Annotated in this window: 14 protein-coding genes; 6 read left to right on the top strand and 8 right to left on the bottom strand. The window is 37.0% G+C overall.

Translation table 11 applies throughout. The annotated features are described in order from the left end of the window. Window positions 1-92 precede the first annotated feature (92 nt). From glpE to ilvY, 3 genes are read right to left on the bottom strand one after another with little or no spacing between them, the layout of a single operon-like run. Complete coding sequence (gene glpE, locus C3V42_RS03980; RefSeq protein WP_106013763.1) at window positions 93-410, bottom strand: thiosulfate sulfurtransferase GlpE; 318 nt, start codon at window positions 408-410, stop codon at window positions 93-95. Then, window positions 411-1,289 (bottom strand): EamA family transporter RarD, encoded by an 879-nt coding sequence (rarD, locus tag C3V42_RS03975; protein ID WP_106013762.1) that lies wholly within the window; start codon window positions 1,287-1,289, stop codon window positions 411-413. A gap of 31 nt (window positions 1,290-1,320) precedes the next feature. Continuing rightward, a complete protein-coding gene (gene ilvY, locus C3V42_RS03970; RefSeq protein ID WP_106013761.1) occupies window positions 1,321-2,199 on the bottom strand; it encodes an HTH-type transcriptional activator IlvY in 879 nt (292 codons plus the stop codon). Between the two features lie 557 nt (window positions 2,200-2,756). Between ilvY and ilvC the strand changes: the two genes are divergently transcribed. The 3 genes from ilvC to C3V42_RS03955 all read left to right on the top strand — a co-directional run bounded on the left by ilvC (window position 2,757) and on the right by C3V42_RS03955 (window position 9,928). Continuing rightward, window positions 2,757-4,235, top strand: coding sequence for a ketol-acid reductoisomerase (ilvC, locus tag C3V42_RS03965; RefSeq protein ID WP_065249283.1), 1,479 nt, complete (start codon window positions 2,757-2,759; stop codon window positions 4,233-4,235). 71 nt (window positions 4,236-4,306) lie between these two features. Then, window positions 4,307-6,928 (top strand): autotransporter outer membrane beta-barrel domain-containing protein, encoded by a 2,622-nt coding sequence (locus tag C3V42_RS03960; RefSeq protein ID WP_106013760.1) that lies wholly within the window; start codon window positions 4,307-4,309, stop codon window positions 6,926-6,928. Between the two features lie 318 nt (window positions 6,929-7,246). After that, a complete protein-coding gene (locus C3V42_RS03955) occupies window positions 7,247-9,928 on the top strand; it encodes a YadA-like family protein (protein WP_106013759.1) in 2,682 nt (893 codons plus the stop codon). Window positions 9,929-9,979: 51 nt separating this feature from the next. Here C3V42_RS03955 and glpX read toward each other — a convergent pair whose 3' ends face one another. Continuing rightward, window positions 9,980-10,993, bottom strand: a complete 1,014-nt coding sequence (glpX, locus tag C3V42_RS03950) for a class II fructose-bisphosphatase (RefSeq protein ID WP_106013758.1) — start codon at window positions 10,991-10,993, stop codon at window positions 9,980-9,982. Between the two features lie 150 nt (window positions 10,994-11,143). Here glpX and zapB point away from each other — a divergent pair, with 150 nt between their 5' ends. From zapB to dtd, 3 genes are all read left to right on the top strand, one after another. Next, window positions 11,144-11,362, top strand: coding sequence for a cell division protein ZapB (gene zapB, locus C3V42_RS03945; RefSeq protein ID WP_106013757.1), 219 nt, complete (start codon window positions 11,144-11,146; stop codon window positions 11,360-11,362). Between the two features lie 109 nt (window positions 11,363-11,471). After that, a complete protein-coding gene (gene mioC, locus C3V42_RS03940) occupies window positions 11,472-11,912 on the top strand; it encodes an FMN-binding protein MioC (RefSeq protein ID WP_106013755.1) in 441 nt (146 codons plus the stop codon). Next, entirely contained in the window at window positions 11,909-12,343 is a 435-nt protein-coding gene (gene dtd / locus C3V42_RS03935) for a D-aminoacyl-tRNA deacylase (protein ID WP_106013753.1), read from the top strand. Before mioC ends, dtd begins: the two co-directional genes overlap by 4 nt. A gap of 57 nt (window positions 12,344-12,400) precedes the next feature. Here the strand turns inward: dtd and purT are convergent, their stop codons facing one another. The 4 genes from purT to C3V42_RS03915 all read right to left on the bottom strand — a co-directional run bounded on the left by purT (window position 12,401) and on the right by C3V42_RS03915 (window position 15,510). Then, window positions 12,401-13,582: a formate-dependent phosphoribosylglycinamide formyltransferase gene (gene purT / locus C3V42_RS03930; RefSeq protein WP_106013751.1), complete on the bottom strand. Its 1,182-nt coding sequence runs from the start codon at window positions 13,580-13,582 to the stop codon at window positions 12,401-12,403. Window positions 13,583-13,590: 8 nt separating this feature from the next. After that, the gene (gene luxS, locus C3V42_RS03925) at window positions 13,591-14,094 is read right to left on the bottom strand and encodes an S-ribosylhomocysteine lyase (protein WP_106013749.1); all 504 of its coding nucleotides are present in this window, start codon (window positions 14,092-14,094) and stop codon (window positions 13,591-13,593) included. 340 nt (window positions 14,095-14,434) lie between these two features. Then, complete coding sequence (locus C3V42_RS03920) at window positions 14,435-14,908, bottom strand: YqaA family protein (RefSeq protein ID WP_106013747.1); 474 nt, start codon at window positions 14,906-14,908, stop codon at window positions 14,435-14,437. Then, a complete protein-coding gene (locus tag C3V42_RS03915; RefSeq protein WP_106013745.1) occupies window positions 14,908-15,510 on the bottom strand; it encodes a beta-phosphoglucomutase family hydrolase in 603 nt (200 codons plus the stop codon). The genes C3V42_RS03920 and C3V42_RS03915 overlap by 1 nt, the downstream gene beginning before the upstream one ends. Between the last annotated feature and the right edge of the window lie 252 nt (window positions 15,511-15,762).

The raw sequence follows: 15,762 nt of genomic DNA, 5'->3' as shown, positions 1-15,762 counted from the left end.
CATTAGTGGCTATAGTCTACGGATATGTAAAAGATGATCAATGCTATTTATCATTTCTTGTCATAATTTTTATGCTTGAATGTGGGTAAACATTAATAAGCGGTTTCAATAGGTAATTCTGCTCGACACCAGCCATCAAATCCACCAATAATACTAAACACATTTTCATAGCCTTGTTCCACTAGAAAGGTCGCCACATTTTTACTACTTACTCCATGATAGCAACTCACAATAATGGGGGAGTCAAAATCTACTAATTCTTCGAATTGTAAAAAACTTTGGTTCGTTAAATGAAAAGCACCTTTAGGATGCGAGTAGGTAAAGCGGGCATCATCGCGAATATCGGCTAACACTGCCCCTTGCTGAACCATTTCCCACGCTTGTTGTGGCGTAATTTCTTTAAATGACATTTATAAACTTCCTTTTGCGTGCTGTTTGTACAAACCATCAATCACAACAAGAATCATAGCGAGCACTAAACAAATAAAAAGAGGGTAACTTTCGGCGTCAATTTGTTCACCGATAAAAAACGACACGAAAACCATCATTATGGTTTCCACATAACCAAGTAAGCCAAGCAAATTCATCGGTAACATGTTGCTGGCAATGACATAAGCTATCAATGCAGTGCCACTAATTAATCCAAGCAATACAAGAAGTCCCCAAATATTAGGATTACTTTGTTCAACCACTGCGAAATCTGTTTGCAAAGCAAAATAAATGCTAATTGGGATTAGGCTCAACATCTCTAAACAAAAAGAGGCTAGATCACTATTTTTTAATGCTTTTCGAACGGAAAAATAGGTGGTATAGCCAACACAAATCACAATGGCTTCCCAAGAAAGCCCTCCTTTTAGCACGATATTAGAAATCACCCCCAATGCGGCAATCACGACTGCAATAAATTTGAATGTTGAAATACGTTCTTTAAAAATTAAGCGACCTGCCGCCACCATCACAATAGGCAAAAGTAAATAACCAAAAGACACACTCAATGAACTGTCATTATTCGGCGCCCAAAGAAAAAGCCACATTTGAAAACCCATTAATAAGCCGCAAAATAGATAGGGCAATGCCAAGTGCGGTTGTTTTTTAATGAGTTTTAAGCGATGAATCAACGCATTTTTCTGCTTAAACATAAACACGGAAAGGACAACAAAGGGAAACGTAAAAATCATCCGATAACCGAAAATATCCGTGCCACTCAAAGGTTTCAACAGCGTAGAAAAATAATACATATAGCCAAATAGAAATGAGGCAAGTAATGAAACGAGAACACCTTTAAACATAAGAAATCCTTATTCTAAACAGCTAATCATTCTATTCTAACATCGCCCAAAATGCACGGATTAAGGGCTGTTCGAGATTCCTTTTTTGGGTACAAATAACCAATTCAAAAGGCTCAACAGGCTTATCAAGATTAAGTCTGGAAATTTGATTATTCATTGGACTATTGTCAATGACTACATCAGGCAACATAGCTAATCCGAATCCCAATCCAACCATTGGAACAATCCCTTCATGCCCTGCAACGGTAGCATAAATTTTCGGATGTTTAATATGTTTCTCCCTCAGCCATTGTTCAATCCGTTGCCGAGCATGCCCTTCAACAGGGAAAATAAAAGGCATTTGCTGCCAATTAATGGGTTTTTCTTGCAGTAATTGTGTTGCCAAACAAGCCACACGCGGTGCAATTAAAGACAAGCTAATATCATCAATTTTATGAAATACCACACTGGATGGCAGATTATTAGGCTTACCCGCAATAGCGAGATCAACTTGTTGTGTTTGAATCAACTCTAATGCAAGCGCCGGATCACCCGTCGTCAGCTGAATTTCCACTTTAGGATAACGTTGGCGAAATTCTTTAAGTACGTGCGGAAGATGGCTATAAGATGCGGTTACAGAGCAAAAAAGTTTAATTTCACCGCAAAGTTCATCAGATTCATCTTTGAGCTGTTGTTTAAATTGTTGCCAGCTTTGCCATTCTGTTTTAGCAAATTGCAAAAACTTCTCGCCATATTCAGTGAGTTTAACTTGACGGTTATCACGAATAAAAAGTGTTTTCCCTAACTCGTCTTCCAACCGTTGAATTTGACGGGAAAGCGTAGAGGGGGACATGTGGTGTTGGGTGGCGGTTTTGGCGAAGTTTTTTGTGTCAGTAAGGTGAATGAATATTTGTAGGTCGTTAAATTCCATAACTTTTTTATCTATAGTAAAAATTAATTTCTTCGTTTTTAGTAGTGCCAAATCTCCCCTACCCCTCTTTGCTTAAGAGGGGAATTCTTTAGTCAATTACTAGAAACTGGCTCATTTATATTTTTATATCATAATTACTTATTTATATATTTCATTTGGATTACCGTAAAAATCAAGCAAAGAATCAAATGTTTCTTCAACATAAAAAACTTTAGTTAATGAGTTATAACTGATTCAGTTAGATTATTCATCACACCCATTAGCATATTTGATGTTAATTACTGTAAAGATAAAACGTCCGTCTTTGTGTTTTGCAAAGAACTACTCCCTCTTTAGCAAAGAGGGGTAGGGGAGATTTGGCACTACTAAAAACGAAGAAATTGATTAATAAAGGCCTAATCTCTATTTCGGCTCCTGATAATTGCAAAAATCGCAACATTACATTCCTATAATATCACTTTACGCAACCACAAAAAACTTTATAATCCAACCCACAACAAAAAATATGCAAACACAACATCATACAATTATTCACCTTACACAATTAAGGACAAAAAATGGCTAACTATTTCAACACATTAAATTTACGTCAAAAATTAGACCAATTAGGTCGTTGTCGTTTTATGGATCGCGAAGAATTTGCAGATGAAGCAAACTTCTTAAAAGGCAAAAAAATCGTTATCGTGGGCTGTGGTGCGCAAGGTTTAAACCAAGGTTTGAATATGCGTGATTCTGGCTTAGATATTAGCTATGCCTTACGTCCTGAAGCAATTGCTGAAAAACGTGCATCATTCCAACGTGCAACTGAAAATGGTTTTAAAGTAGGTACTTATGAAGAATTAATCCCAACTGCAGATTTAGTCGTAAACTTAACGCCAGACAAACAACACTCTAAAGTGGTTGCCGATGTGATGCCTTTAATGAAAAAAGACTCTGCATTTGGTTATTCACACGGTTTCAACATTGTTGAAGTTGGCGAAGAAATCCGTAAAGACATTACGGTTGTGATGGTTGCACCAAAATGTCCAGGTACTGAAGTACGTGAAGAATACAAACGTGGTTTCGGTGTGCCAACATTAATCGCAGTTCACCCTGAAAATGACCCGAAAGGCGAAGGCATGGCGATCGCAAAAGCATGGGCTGCTGCAACTGGCGGTCATAAAGCGGGTGTTTTAGAATCTTCCTTCGTGGCAGAAGTAAAATCTGACTTAATGGGTGAGCAAACTATCCTTTGCGGTATGTTACAAGCAGGTTCTATCGTATGTTATGACAAATTAGTGGCAGACGGTAAAGATCCAGCATACGCAGGTAAATTAATCCAATACGGTTGGGAAACGATTACCGAAGCGTTAAAACAAGGCGGTATCACATTAATGATGGATCGCCTATCAAACAGCGCAAAATTACGTGCATTTGAACTTGCTGAACAAATCAAAGAAAGCCTTGGTTTCTTATATTACAAACACATGGATGACATTATTAGCGGCCACTTCTCCGCAACAATGATGGCTGACTGGGCAAATGGCGATAAAGACTTATTCGCATGGCGTGAAGCTACAGGTAAAACCGCCTTTGAAAATGCACCAAAATATGATGGCAAAATTAGTGAACAAGAATACTTTGATAACGGCGTATTAATGATCGCAATGGTAAAAGCTGGCGTGGAATTAGCTTTTGAAGCGATGGTTGCAAGCGGTATTTATGAAGAATCAGCTTACTACGAATCACTTCACGAATTACCATTAATTGCGAACACCATCGCGCGTAAACGCTTATATGAAATGAACGTGGTAATTTCAGATACTGCAGAATATGGTAACTACTTATTCTCTAACGTAGCGACCCCAATTCTTGCAAAAGAAATTATCCCTAACCTTCAAAAAGGTGACTTGGGCGAGCCTACTCCAGCAGCGGAAATCGATAACATCACCTTGCGCGATGTAAACGATGCAATTCGTAACCATCCTGTTGAATTAATCGGTCAAGAATTACGTGGTTATATGACCGATATGAAACGTATCGCAGTTGCGGGTTAATTATTAAACCAGTAAAATTCAAGCCAACTTATTCAATAAGTTGGCTTTTTTTATAATCCAAAGGAATTCATATGAAAAATAATAAAATTTTTAACCGCACTTTTAAAGTGAGTTTGGTGGCTGTGGCGTTAGGATTAGTTAATTCGGCATGGGCAACAGATCTAACTTGCTCAAACTCAACAGGATGTCAGTATTCTTGGGGTGCATCACCTAATTGGACTTTCAACAAAAACCAACAAACATCAATTAGTGATGCAATTAATGTAACTATTACACCAGGAAACTACCAAAATATCGCTAAAACTGATATCGGAACTAGCACGCATGGAGGACAACCACTAGCCTCTAGTGATTCACTATTTGGTATTTTTGACCTTACTGATAGAAATAATCAACTTACTATTAAATCTGGTGTAAATGCCACACTTAAAGAAGACTACCCTTCAAGTTCACTTTTAGATATATCGGGGGCAGTTGCTACTTTAGAAAAAGGCTCAAAACTCATTGTTGAGAAAAATTACGCACAAATTCACAATATAACTGATGCTTATGGTGATTCAAGTGGCAACTCAGCGATTGAATCTCGTGGTGGCAAAATTAATACAGAAGCTGATATTGAAATAAATAACGATGGTTCTAGCGCAATTGAATCTCAAAAGACCTCTGTTATCAATTCATCCAATCATAGTATCAAGATGAATGGAAAGGGTGATATTGCCTACGCATTATATGGTGCAGAAGATATAGCAAATATCAGTAATGTACAAATTACTGGAAATCAAGATATGCAATTTGCTTTTGACATTGGTACAGATGAAGAGAATGCGCTTCAGACGATTATAGCTAATGGTTTAAATGTAACCCTTAACAATAAAAGTGGCTTATTCACCACATCAGATAGCGGATCGCAAACAATAACACTAACAAATTCGGAAAGTAACGCAGGTTATGGTTTACTCGCATTCCCATTGGGCGATGAGCAGTTAGTTAAAATTAATTTAGAAAATACAACATTAAATGCTACTCAAGCATTAATCTCGCTTAATGATAAAAACTTCCCTCTTGAAGCAGAAGATGAGGATGATGCATCTAATTCTACACCAGCTGGAGTCTATCATCTAAACCTTACTGCAAGTAAAAACTCCAAACTAACTGGCGCAATTCTTGAAAATCCAGATTGGCCCGTAAAAAATGAAATTAATTTGTCTATGTCTAATAGCCAATGGAGCTTCAATAAATCAAGCTCATTGAATAATTTATATGCAAACAATTCTGAAATCACATTTACCCCGACTTCTGAGTATAAAACATTAACTATTAAAGATAACCTCACTGGTTCCAGCACATTTAACCTCAATACTAATATTGCTGAAAACAAAAGCGATAAAATCGTTGTTAAAGGCACTGCTGAAGGTAATCATAAAATTGGTGTAACTAACCAAGGGGCAAATGTTGCTAACGGAAAAGTGACACTTGTAGAAACCAATGGTGGTAATGCAGCATTTAGCTTAACCAATGCCAACAATCGTGTAGATTTAGGTGCTTACCAATACTTCCTAACAAAAGAAGGAAATAATTGGGTATTAGCTAACTCTAAAAATGTGGTTACTCCAACTCCTCCTGTTGCACCCGTTACCCCAAGTAACCCTGTAGTGAGTCCAAGCAATCCAGTGGTGACGCCAAGTAATCCAATGGTAACTCCAAGCAACCCAGTGGTAACTCCAAGCAACCCTGTGGTAACTCCAAGCAATCCTGTGGTGACGCCAAGCAATCCTGTGGTGACGCCAAGCAATCCTGTGGCAGCTCCAGTTCTACCAAGTACACCATTACTCTCAGACTTAGCGAATGCACAAGTTTCTCTTCGCCAAGCACAATTGCTTTTAGTGGAAGATGATTTAAGCGGCATTCATCAGCGTCTAGGTGAAGTGAAAAACGGTGAAAAAGGTAATGTATGGGTTCGTAATGTGAATTCTCGCCAAAAATTAGCCGCACTTTCGACTGGTGACAGTGAAACTTCTGGCTTTAAACAAAACGTACATCGCGTACAAGTGGGCGCTGATGCTGCTGTAACTTATAACCTCCGTGTTGGTGGATTTGTTGGCCGCAGCCAAGCTAACGTTGATTTTAATGGTTATTACGGTGATGGCAAAGTAAGAAGCAATAGCGTGGGCTTATATGCAGCTTACCTTGCAGATGACGGTATTTATGTAGATAACATCATGAAATACAGCCGTTTACACGCTAATTCAGATCACACTGAAAAACGTCATTACAATGCTTATACGATTTCGAGTGAATTAGGTAAACGCTTTAGTCTTGCAAACGATTGGACAATCACACCGCAAGCACAATTAGCGTGGACACATATTTCATCACAAGAGAATGAAGATAGCTTATTTTCTGTGTATTCTCGAATTGGTTTACGTGTAGCCAAAGGCTTTGCATTAAGTAATGGTTGGAATTTACAGCCTTATGCAGAAGTGAATGCGATTACTAGCAAAAACCGTAGCAGCAAAATTCATTACACAAACAGTGCGCTTGATGTCGCAAGCAGCCGTGGACGTTTTGAAAGTGCGGTCGGTTTAAATGCTGGATTTGCCAATCATCGCTTTGGTTTAGAAGTAAGCCGTGCTGACGGTAAAAACTTTGACAAACCTTATGCAATTCAAGCGATTTATCATTATAGCTGGTAGTATCTTACTAAACATACCTCTTAAAAGTGCGGTGAATTTTCACCGCACTTTTGTTTGCCCTAACTAAATATTCAAATATCTTATAAATTCTAGACTCTTTTAGCTATTAAGAGAGAAATGAATTCGATTACTCTGTTGTGTATCAAGGATACCACGTGCTGTCAAATCGATGATTCATGATTATATTTCACTCAAAATAAAATAAAAAATATGAGCGAGATCACAAAATGAATACTTTTTATAAGTATGTAGAACCCTACAAATGTATAATTAAGTCGATTATCAATTTTAAATAGTTCAAGGATTGAGGAGAATATTTTGAAAAAACATACAATTCTTACTACAGCAAAAAGCTCAGTAGCCTTATTGCTCTTTACATTGCCTTTATCTTCTAACCTTGCCTATTCTGCCCCGTCCACAACGGGTGAAGGGAATATTGTCACAGGCGATCATGGCGTTGCAACTGGCTATAACAATGCTGTAACAGCTAAATATGGTTTGGCTCAAGGTAATAATTCAGTTGCAACAGGTGGCAATATTTCTCGTAAAGAATTTGATGAAAAATCAAACGAAAGAAAGCAAACGGTTGCTGATAAAAACAAAGCAGAAAATGAACTTTCCGATATAAATAAAAAAATTGAAGCCAGCAATAAAACTGCTGAAGATCTGAACAAAAGAATTAATGAAATAACAAATTTAATCAAACAATCTAACGATAAAAAAAATCAAGTTGTTACTTCACTGAATAATGATTTGGCTAATAAACAAAAAGAATTAGCCAAATTAGACAAAGAGCGGGAAGAGGCTAAAGAATACGCTAGTCATTATCCTTCAATCTATTCAGAGGATGAAAGTGTTTCGATAAAATTCCTGAAACAACTTAAAGAACTTGATTGGAATAAACTTTCGGACAATTCTGCAGGAACAACTGGAGTACAAAAACTAGCAAAAGACCTAAAAGAGCGAGTTGAGGCTGATTACCCTAATGTTTCTGAAATTAAAAAATTTGGTATAGATAAATATGAAATTATAGTTAATGGATATGATAACGCTAGAGGATCATTTGAATATAACGAAGAAAAGATAAAAGATACTATTAGATCTAGAAATAAACAATACTTATTTTACACAGGAGCTGGAAGAGATCTAAGTTCATACGCATCTGATCATGATGGCATTACAGATTTACTAAAAAATGTAACTTCTGTAGCTCCTGTAAAAATTACAAGCATCGATAACATACCAAGCCGAATTACAGATGACTTTTTTTCATCCCAAAAACAAGAGCGTTATGTGCAATTTTCTACCCTACTGAAAATGATAAGTGAAAATAATGTCATAAGTGATTTAAGTAAAGCTTATAAGCTTGATAAAATAAATTCTCAGAATTATTACAAACCAAATTACGTAGCAAATACTGTATTTTATCTTCCGCCAATAAAAGCTAGTGATGATCAAATAAATCACAGTGATTTTTTATTAACTAGTCACAAGTACCATTCAGGCGATTTCGATTACCTGGGTTATGATGAGAATAATAAGAAAGTCGAATTTCGCTTTGAGGATAAAGATAAGGCAAAACACTACCTTTACTATGGTCAAACGCAAAGATTTTTTGATGAATTTTTTGACGGAGTAAAAACTAACACTCCTCAGGATGTGAAGCGTTTAAGTGAATGGGTAGATAGATTTTATAATGACTTTGATAATCTAATTGATCGTGAAGCACCTGAGGAAAAATGGCTTTTTGATAAACAGGACTTTCTTAATCAACTTAAAGATGTGGAACGTTTTGCTAAGAAAATTTCAGATTATATAGCTGTTTATGATAAGTCAATCGCAGACCCAACTCTAGAAAATAGAGGTAAACGAGACAATTTATATAAAGAAATCGCTAAGCTGAAAGACGATCCTAAAAATTATTATGAAAATATTAAATTTAAATTTAAGGAATCTACCAAGAAATTATGGAATAAATATGCTGACGAGACAGCAAAAGAATTAACTGATTGGGCTAAAAAATTGAAACTTTATGACCCATACAATGATGTTGTTAAGGGGATAACTGAAGAATCTGAAAAAGCCCAAAAAGCCTTAGATGACGCTCAAATAAAATTTGAGAAGATGGAAGAAGAAATCAAAAATCTTACATCTCAGATTGATAATTTAAAATCACCATCCGATTCTGAAAATTCAAATGAGTTAAAACAAAAACAAGAAGAACTTACAAAAAAACAAGCAGAAAAAGAAGAGCTTGAAAAAGAGCGAGCCAAAAAAGAAAAAGCATTAAAAGAGTTAGAGGAAAAACTAACACGTCATTTTTCTAACATTGGTGAAAACTCAATTGCCGCAGGGAAAGAATCCTTTGCGAGCGGTACAAATTCAATTGCTATCGGCACCAAAAATGAGGTAACAGGTAATAATTCTGTAGCGATTGGTGCATGGAATAAAGTTGCATCACATAATGTTATGGTATTAGGCAATAATGTCACTGTTGATGCAGGATTTGATGGTGCTGTAGTATTAGGTAATGAATCTGCGCCAAGTAAACCAATGCCTGTAGAAAGTATCACTATTCAAGGCACCACTTATCGATTTGCTGGTACAAATCCAACATCAACAGTCAGCGTAGGTGCCGAAGGTAAAGAGCGTCAAATTACGCACGTTGCAGCAGGTCGTATTACCAGTACATCAACGGATGCGGTTAACGGCTCTCAACTTTATTCTGTTGTCGAGGCTATTAATCAAAAAGTTACCCAACATAATAAAATGCTGAAAGCGGGGATTGCCGGTTCAGCTGCAATAGCTGGATTACCACAAGTACGAGGTAATGGTAAATCTATGGTTTCTGCCGGCGCAGGAAACTTCAAAGGACAAAATGCTATTGCTGTGGGATATAGCCGCTCTAGTGACAACGGTAAAGTCTTATTCCGTTTAAGCGGAAGTACAAATACGCAAGGTGATGTGGTGAGCTCCGTTGGTGTAGGCTACGAATGGTAAGCGAAGAAACACAAAAGTGCGGTGAAATTTCACCGCACTTGTTGTAGACAACTAAATATTCAAAATCTTATAAATTTCAGAATCTTTACGAGCTAAGTCATGAATTGATTGTATTTTTCGGATTGCACCTGATTGACCACAAAGTAAGAGGGTTTCTGTAAAAGCCAAATTCCCCTTGCGAGAGATACCTTTAAGCAAATCACCATGGGTGATACCCGTTGCGGTAAATACAAGGTTATTATTACGCACAAGATCTTCAAGTTTTAACACTTCATTGATTTTTACGCTTAATGCTTCACAACGTTGAATTTCATCGGCAGCAATTTTTTTATTTTCTTCCGTATCACCTTTTACTTCGTTACGAGGAAGTAAACGAGCTTGCATATCGCCACCTAATGCACGAATTGCCGCTGCAGCTGCCACACCTTCTGGCGCACCACCGATTCCGTAAAGAAGATCGACTTCGGCATCAGGCAAACAGCACAATACGGAACCTGCCACATCACCATCAGGAATTGCCATTACTCTCACGCCCAAGTTATGCATTTGTTTAATTACCGCATCATGGCGTGGTTTTGCCAATACCATTACGGTGAGATCTGAGAGGGATTTTCCTAGCTTAGATGCGACACGGCGAAGATTTTGTTCTAGTGGTAAAGTTAAATCAATCATGCCCTTAGCATTTGGGCCAACCACTAATTTTTCCATATACATATCGGGTGCTTTTAAAAAGGTATTTCTGCCGCCAGCAGCCAAGACAGAAATAGCATTAGACTGCCCCATTGCGGTCATACGCGTGCCATCAATAGGATCAACGGCGATAGAAACCAATTCTCCCATACCTGAACCGACTTGTTCGCCAATATAAAGCATTGGAGCTTCATCAATTTCCCCTTCACCAATAACAATTTCAGCATCCATATCGATTAAATTTAGCATATAACGCATGGCTTTTACTGCTGCATCATCAGCCGCATTTTTATCTCCCCGCCCAAACCATGTATGAGCAGCTAATGCGGCCATTTCTGTTACACGTGAAAATTCAATTGCTAGGGCAGCGTTCATTTTATTCTCCTTTGACTTTTAGCCATAAAAACGGTGTGATTTTATCATTACGTTATTGAACGCATAATAATTTTTTATACAAGGCTTTAAAAAGAGGTGTGAACTAGGTAAAATACGATCAAATTTACTCGTATTTAAAAGGAAATCATTATGTCTTTAGAAATTTTAGACCAGCTTGAAGAAAAAATTAAACAAGCGGTAGAAACCATCCAATTGCTTCAATTAGAAGTTGAAGAATTAAAAGAGAAAAACGCAGAATCTCAAAGAAATATCGCAAGTTTACAAACTGAAAATGAGCAACTGAAAAACGAACACCGCAACTGGCAAGAACATATTCGTTCATTGCTTGGCAAATTCGATAACGTTTAATCATAACAAAAGGCTTAGAAAATCTAAGCCTTTTTATTTTAATCATTTCAAAAATATTCTTTTTGCTTTTTCCTCGAATGAGGGAAGAAAATAAATACAGGATAATCAAATGCACATTTGCATTCTCTCTGGCAGCACTTTAGGTGGTGCAGAATATGTTGCCGAACATTTAAACGATGTTTTAGAAACTCAAGGTTTTTCCACCGCTCTTTTTCACGGACCAAGTTTATCTGACATCGAAAATGAAAAAATTTGGCTTGTTGTGACTTCAACTCATGGTGCAGGCGAGTTGCCAGATAATTTAAAACCGCTATTTGATGAATTAGCTAAAAATCAAAGCGATTTTTCAGATATTCGCTTTGCGGTCGTTGGATTAGGTAATTCTGATTATGATACGTTTTGCTATGCTGCGGACAAAGTGGAGCAAACTCTCCAAGAAAAAAGTGCGGTAAAAATTTGCGAGACTTTAAAAATTGATGTTTTAAACGTGGATGATCAAGAAGGTTATGCTGAAGCATGGTTACCGAGCTTTATCGAGGGATTAAAATGATTGCCTTAATCCAGCGTGTAACCCAAGCGAAAGTTGATGTAAACGGTGAAACAATAGGACAAATTAGCAAAGGTTTACTGGTTTTACTTGGTGTAGAAAAAGAAGATAATCAAGAGAAAGCGGATAAACTTGCTGAAAAAGTACTTAATTATCGAATTTTCAGTGATGAAAATGACAAAATGAACTTAAATGTTCAACAAGCACAAGGTGAATTGCTTATTGTTTCACAATTTACATTAGCTGCAGATACACAAAAAGGTTTGCGTCCAAGCTTTTCAAGAGGTGCCTCCCCAGCATTGGCTAATGAATTATATGAATACTTTATCCAAAAGTGCGGTGAGAAATTACCTGTTTCAACGGGGCAATTTGCAGCGGATATGCAAGTGAGTTTAACAAACGATGGCCCAGTAACATTTTGGCTTAATATATAAAATCTTCTATAAGATCGACGCAAGCTGAAAGGCTTGCGTCAGTGAGTGTGGGAAATATTAGAGTGTAATTTCTAATTTTTGATAAGCTTGATTTACTTTTTCTAGCGCTTTTTCTACGGAAACGTCTCGTGCTAATAACACACCTAAACGTCGGTGGCCATTAACCTCACTTTTACCAAATAAACGAATATTCGTATGGGGCTCAGTAAGCACTTTATCAATCGCACCAAATTTTACATTCTTTGATTTCCCTTCGACAACAATAGCTTTAGATGCGGATGGACTAATTAAGGTAATCTCTGGAATAGGTAAACCTAAAATGGCTCTTGCGTGTAAGGCAAATTCTGAAAGCTCTTGAGAAATAAGCGTGACCATGCCTGTATCATGTGGGCGTGGTGAAACTTCGTTGAAAATGACATTATCTCCACACACAAACATTTCTACACCAAAGATGCCTCGTCCACCTAGTGCACTTGTAATTTTATCCGCAATCGATTGCGCTTTTTCCAATGCAATATCTGACATGACTTGTGGTTGCCATGATTCCCGATAATCACCTTCTTCTTGGCGATGGCCAATTGGTGCTAAGAAGCTTGTACCATTGATATGACGAACGGTTAAAAGCGTAATTTCATAATCGAATTTTACAAACCCTTCTACAATTATTCTTCCTGCACCAGCACGACCACCTTCTTGTGCATAATCCCATGCTTTTTGAATATCGTCTTTAGATCTTAAAATACTTTGCCCATGACCAGAGGATGACATGATTGGTTTCACTACACAGGGAATACCAATTTTTTCTACCGCATTTTGGAAATCAGTAAAATTATCTACAAATTGGTAAGGCGAAGTGGGTAACTTAAGTTCTTCCGAGGCCAGTCGGCGAATCCCCTCACGATTCATAGTAAGTTGTGTGGCTTTGGCTGTAGGTACCACGTTAAAACCCTCTTGCTCTAATTCTACCAGTGTTGCCGTTGCAATCGCTTCTACTTCTGGCACGATGTAGTCAGGTTTTTCTTGTTTTACAAGTGTTTTTAATGCTTCACCATCCAACATTGAGAGTGTATAGGCACGGTGTGCAACTTGTTGTGCTGGGGCATTTTCATAGCGATCCACTGCAATTACTTCTACGCCTAATCGTTGTAGTTCAATTACTACTTCTTTACCAAGTTCCCCCGATCCCAATAGCATCACTTTTGTTGCATTAGGTGTTAATGCGGTACCAAGCGTTGTCATTATTTCTCCTATTTTAATAATGCATTATCTAATGTTAAATTTTCGTTTTTATTAATACCAACACGACGAGCAATCACATTTTTTGCGATTTCATGTGCTTCTTCTAAAGAGTGCTCTGTATATGTGCCACATTGATAAATGTTTAATTCCGGAATTTTGGTTTGATCTTGTACATTTAAAATATCGTGCATTGATGCTAACCAAGCTTTAGCGACTTGTTGTTCATCTGGTGTGCCGATGAGAGACATATAAAAACCGGTTCGACATCCCATAGGTGAAATATCAATAATTTCAACATCTTCGTTATTTAAGTGATCACGCATAAAACCTGCAAATAAGTGTTCTAGAGTGTGGATTCCTTTTGGAGAGAGGATTTCTTTATTGGGAATGCAGAAACGTAAGTCAAAAATAGTAATATCATCACCTTTAGGTGTACGCATTGTTTTAGCCACACGCACGGCAGGGGCATTCATTTTAGTGTGGTCTACTTTAAAACTATCAAGTAATGGCATAAATTTTCCTTATAAATCAGTTGATTAAGAATTATTTGAATGAATGTTCATTTTTTTACAATTTTTTTATGAACTTTATAGCAAGGTCTTTGTCCTATAAGACGAGCAACTTGCAGTTGTTTTAATAAAATTGGTTCCTTAGGTTATTTGCCCCGTATTCTTGCGGGGCTTTTTTCTTTGTATTTTTTGTTAGATTTTATTTTTTGGAATTTTTTTAATTTATGTGAACTTTTTCCAGATGGGCTTGTCTGATAGAACAAGCAACTTGCAGTTGTTTTAATAAAATTGGTTCCTTAGGTTATTTGCCCCGTATTCTTGCGGGGCTTTTCTTTTGTCCATTTTATAATAAGAAAGGTACACTGAGAAACAATAACGCTACATAACGTACCAGTTTTCCAAGAAAAATAAAAAAACAGCTCGCGATAAAGTTCAATCTAAGCCAGCCCGCTAGGGCGCAAAATAAATCGCCTACTATAGGTAGCCAACTTAATAGTAAGGTGAGTGAACCATAACGTTGAAGTTGCTTCATAACCCATAAAGTGCGGTGATTTTTGGGCCTAAATTGAGGAAGCCACCATCCTATTCCATAAGTAGTTAGGCTACCTAGCCCATTACCTAGTGTTGCCATAAAAAGAAGTAAAAAAATATCCGTACTTAGCCAAGTTCCTAATGCTAATTTGGGGATAGCTAATACAATAAATATTATCTCTGAATTACCTGGTAATACCGTCGCACTTAGAAATGCACTTGCAAACATTAACCATAAGGCATGAGTTTGCCAAAAATCGGTGAGTAATCCTAATAACCATTCCATCATTTTGTGGTTATAATTTGTTGAGTACGAATATCAAAAACATCTATTCCGGCACTTAAACCTGCTTTTACACCCAAGTCTGCATCTTCAAAAACAATACAGTTTGTAGGATTAATCTTGATCAGCTCTGCACAACGTAAAAAAGTTTCTGGATGAGGTTTATGCGCTTTTACATCGTCTGCACTGACAATGGCATTAAAATAAGAGGCAATATCAAGTTTATCTATCAACATATCAATAATTTTTCGATGAGAGCCCGAGCCTAGTGCAATCGGTTTTTTCTGATAGAAATGTTTTACAATATCAAATGTAGGAAGCAAGGTGGATTGTGATGGAATGAGCTGATAAGATAAAGCACGTTTTGCTGTAATAACTTCATCAAGGCGCTCAAGTGGCATATTAGCCAATTTCATCATTTCCTCTGCAATGGTTCTTACGGTTGCCCCACCTAGGTTATACATGATTTGACTGTCAAATTCGTAACCAAATTGTTTTCCCACCATTCCCCATGCTTTTGCGTGAACAGGCATAGTATCAATGAGGGTTCCATCCATATCAAAAATTAATCCTTCATATCGATCGAACATTGCATAATTAAACATTTTTACATCCTTACTTATTTTTAAATTTTTATCATTTTGCTATAAAATTGCGATCTCTGCATTGTTTTATTTTTATAAAGAGCGGTAAATTAAAGCACGAATTTTGAACAAATAGAATTCAAATACGATTGCTTCAGCAATTAGAATGTTGGAAAGTTCCTAGGCGAATTAATTAATCGATTATTGAATATTCATACGCTTGTTTTAGATTGCAATGGAATAATATTGTCCCTGAATGATAAGAAATGATTT

The sequence above is a fragment of the Haemophilus sp. oral taxon 036 genome (assembly GCF_002998595.1).
In the GTDB taxonomy this organism is placed as follows: domain Bacteria; phylum Pseudomonadota; class Gammaproteobacteria; order Enterobacterales; family Pasteurellaceae; genus Haemophilus; species Haemophilus haemolyticus_K.
Note: the sequence above shows the minus strand (reverse complement) of the source record. Positions and strands in the feature narration are given on the sequence as shown.

What these genes read in the sequence shown, in the direction of transcription:
- C3V42_RS03915 (WP_106013745.1), bottom strand. Translation starts at nt 15,510, where the DNA reads ATGTTTAATTATGCAATGTTCGATCGATATGAAGGATTAATTTTTGAT.
- luxS (WP_106013749.1), bottom strand. Translation starts at nt 14,094, where the DNA reads ATGCCATTACTTGATAGTTTTAAAGTAGACCACACTAAAATGAATGCC.
- rarD (WP_106013762.1), bottom strand. Translation starts at nt 1,289, where the DNA reads ATGTTTAAAGGTGTTCTCGTTTCATTACTTGCCTCATTTCTATTTGGC.
- ilvY (WP_106013761.1), bottom strand. Translation starts at nt 2,199, where the DNA reads ATGGAATTTAACGACCTACAAATATTCATTCACCTTACTGACACAAAA.
- glpE (WP_106013763.1), bottom strand. Translation starts at nt 410, where the DNA reads ATGTCATTTAAAGAAATTACGCCACAACAAGCGTGGGAAATGGTTCAG.
- glpX (WP_106013758.1), bottom strand. Translation starts at nt 10,993, where the DNA reads ATGAACGCTGCCCTAGCAATTGAATTTTCACGTGTAACAGAAATGGCC.
- zapB (WP_106013757.1), top strand. Translation starts at nt 11,144, where the DNA reads ATGTCTTTAGAAATTTTAGACCAGCTTGAAGAAAAAATTAAACAAGCG.
- ilvC (WP_065249283.1), top strand. Translation starts at nt 2,757, where the DNA reads ATGGCTAACTATTTCAACACATTAAATTTACGTCAAAAATTAGACCAA.
- dtd (WP_106013753.1), top strand. Translation starts at nt 11,909, where the DNA reads ATGATTGCCTTAATCCAGCGTGTAACCCAAGCGAAAGTTGATGTAAAC.
- C3V42_RS03960 (WP_106013760.1), top strand. Translation starts at nt 4,307, where the DNA reads ATGAAAAATAATAAAATTTTTAACCGCACTTTTAAAGTGAGTTTGGTG.
- purT (WP_106013751.1), bottom strand. Translation starts at nt 13,582, where the DNA reads ATGACAACGCTTGGTACCGCATTAACACCTAATGCAACAAAAGTGATG.
- mioC (WP_106013755.1), top strand. Translation starts at nt 11,472, where the DNA reads ATGCACATTTGCATTCTCTCTGGCAGCACTTTAGGTGGTGCAGAATAT.
- C3V42_RS03920 (WP_106013747.1), bottom strand. Translation starts at nt 14,908, where the DNA reads ATGGAATGGTTATTAGGATTACTCACCGATTTTTGGCAAACTCATGCC.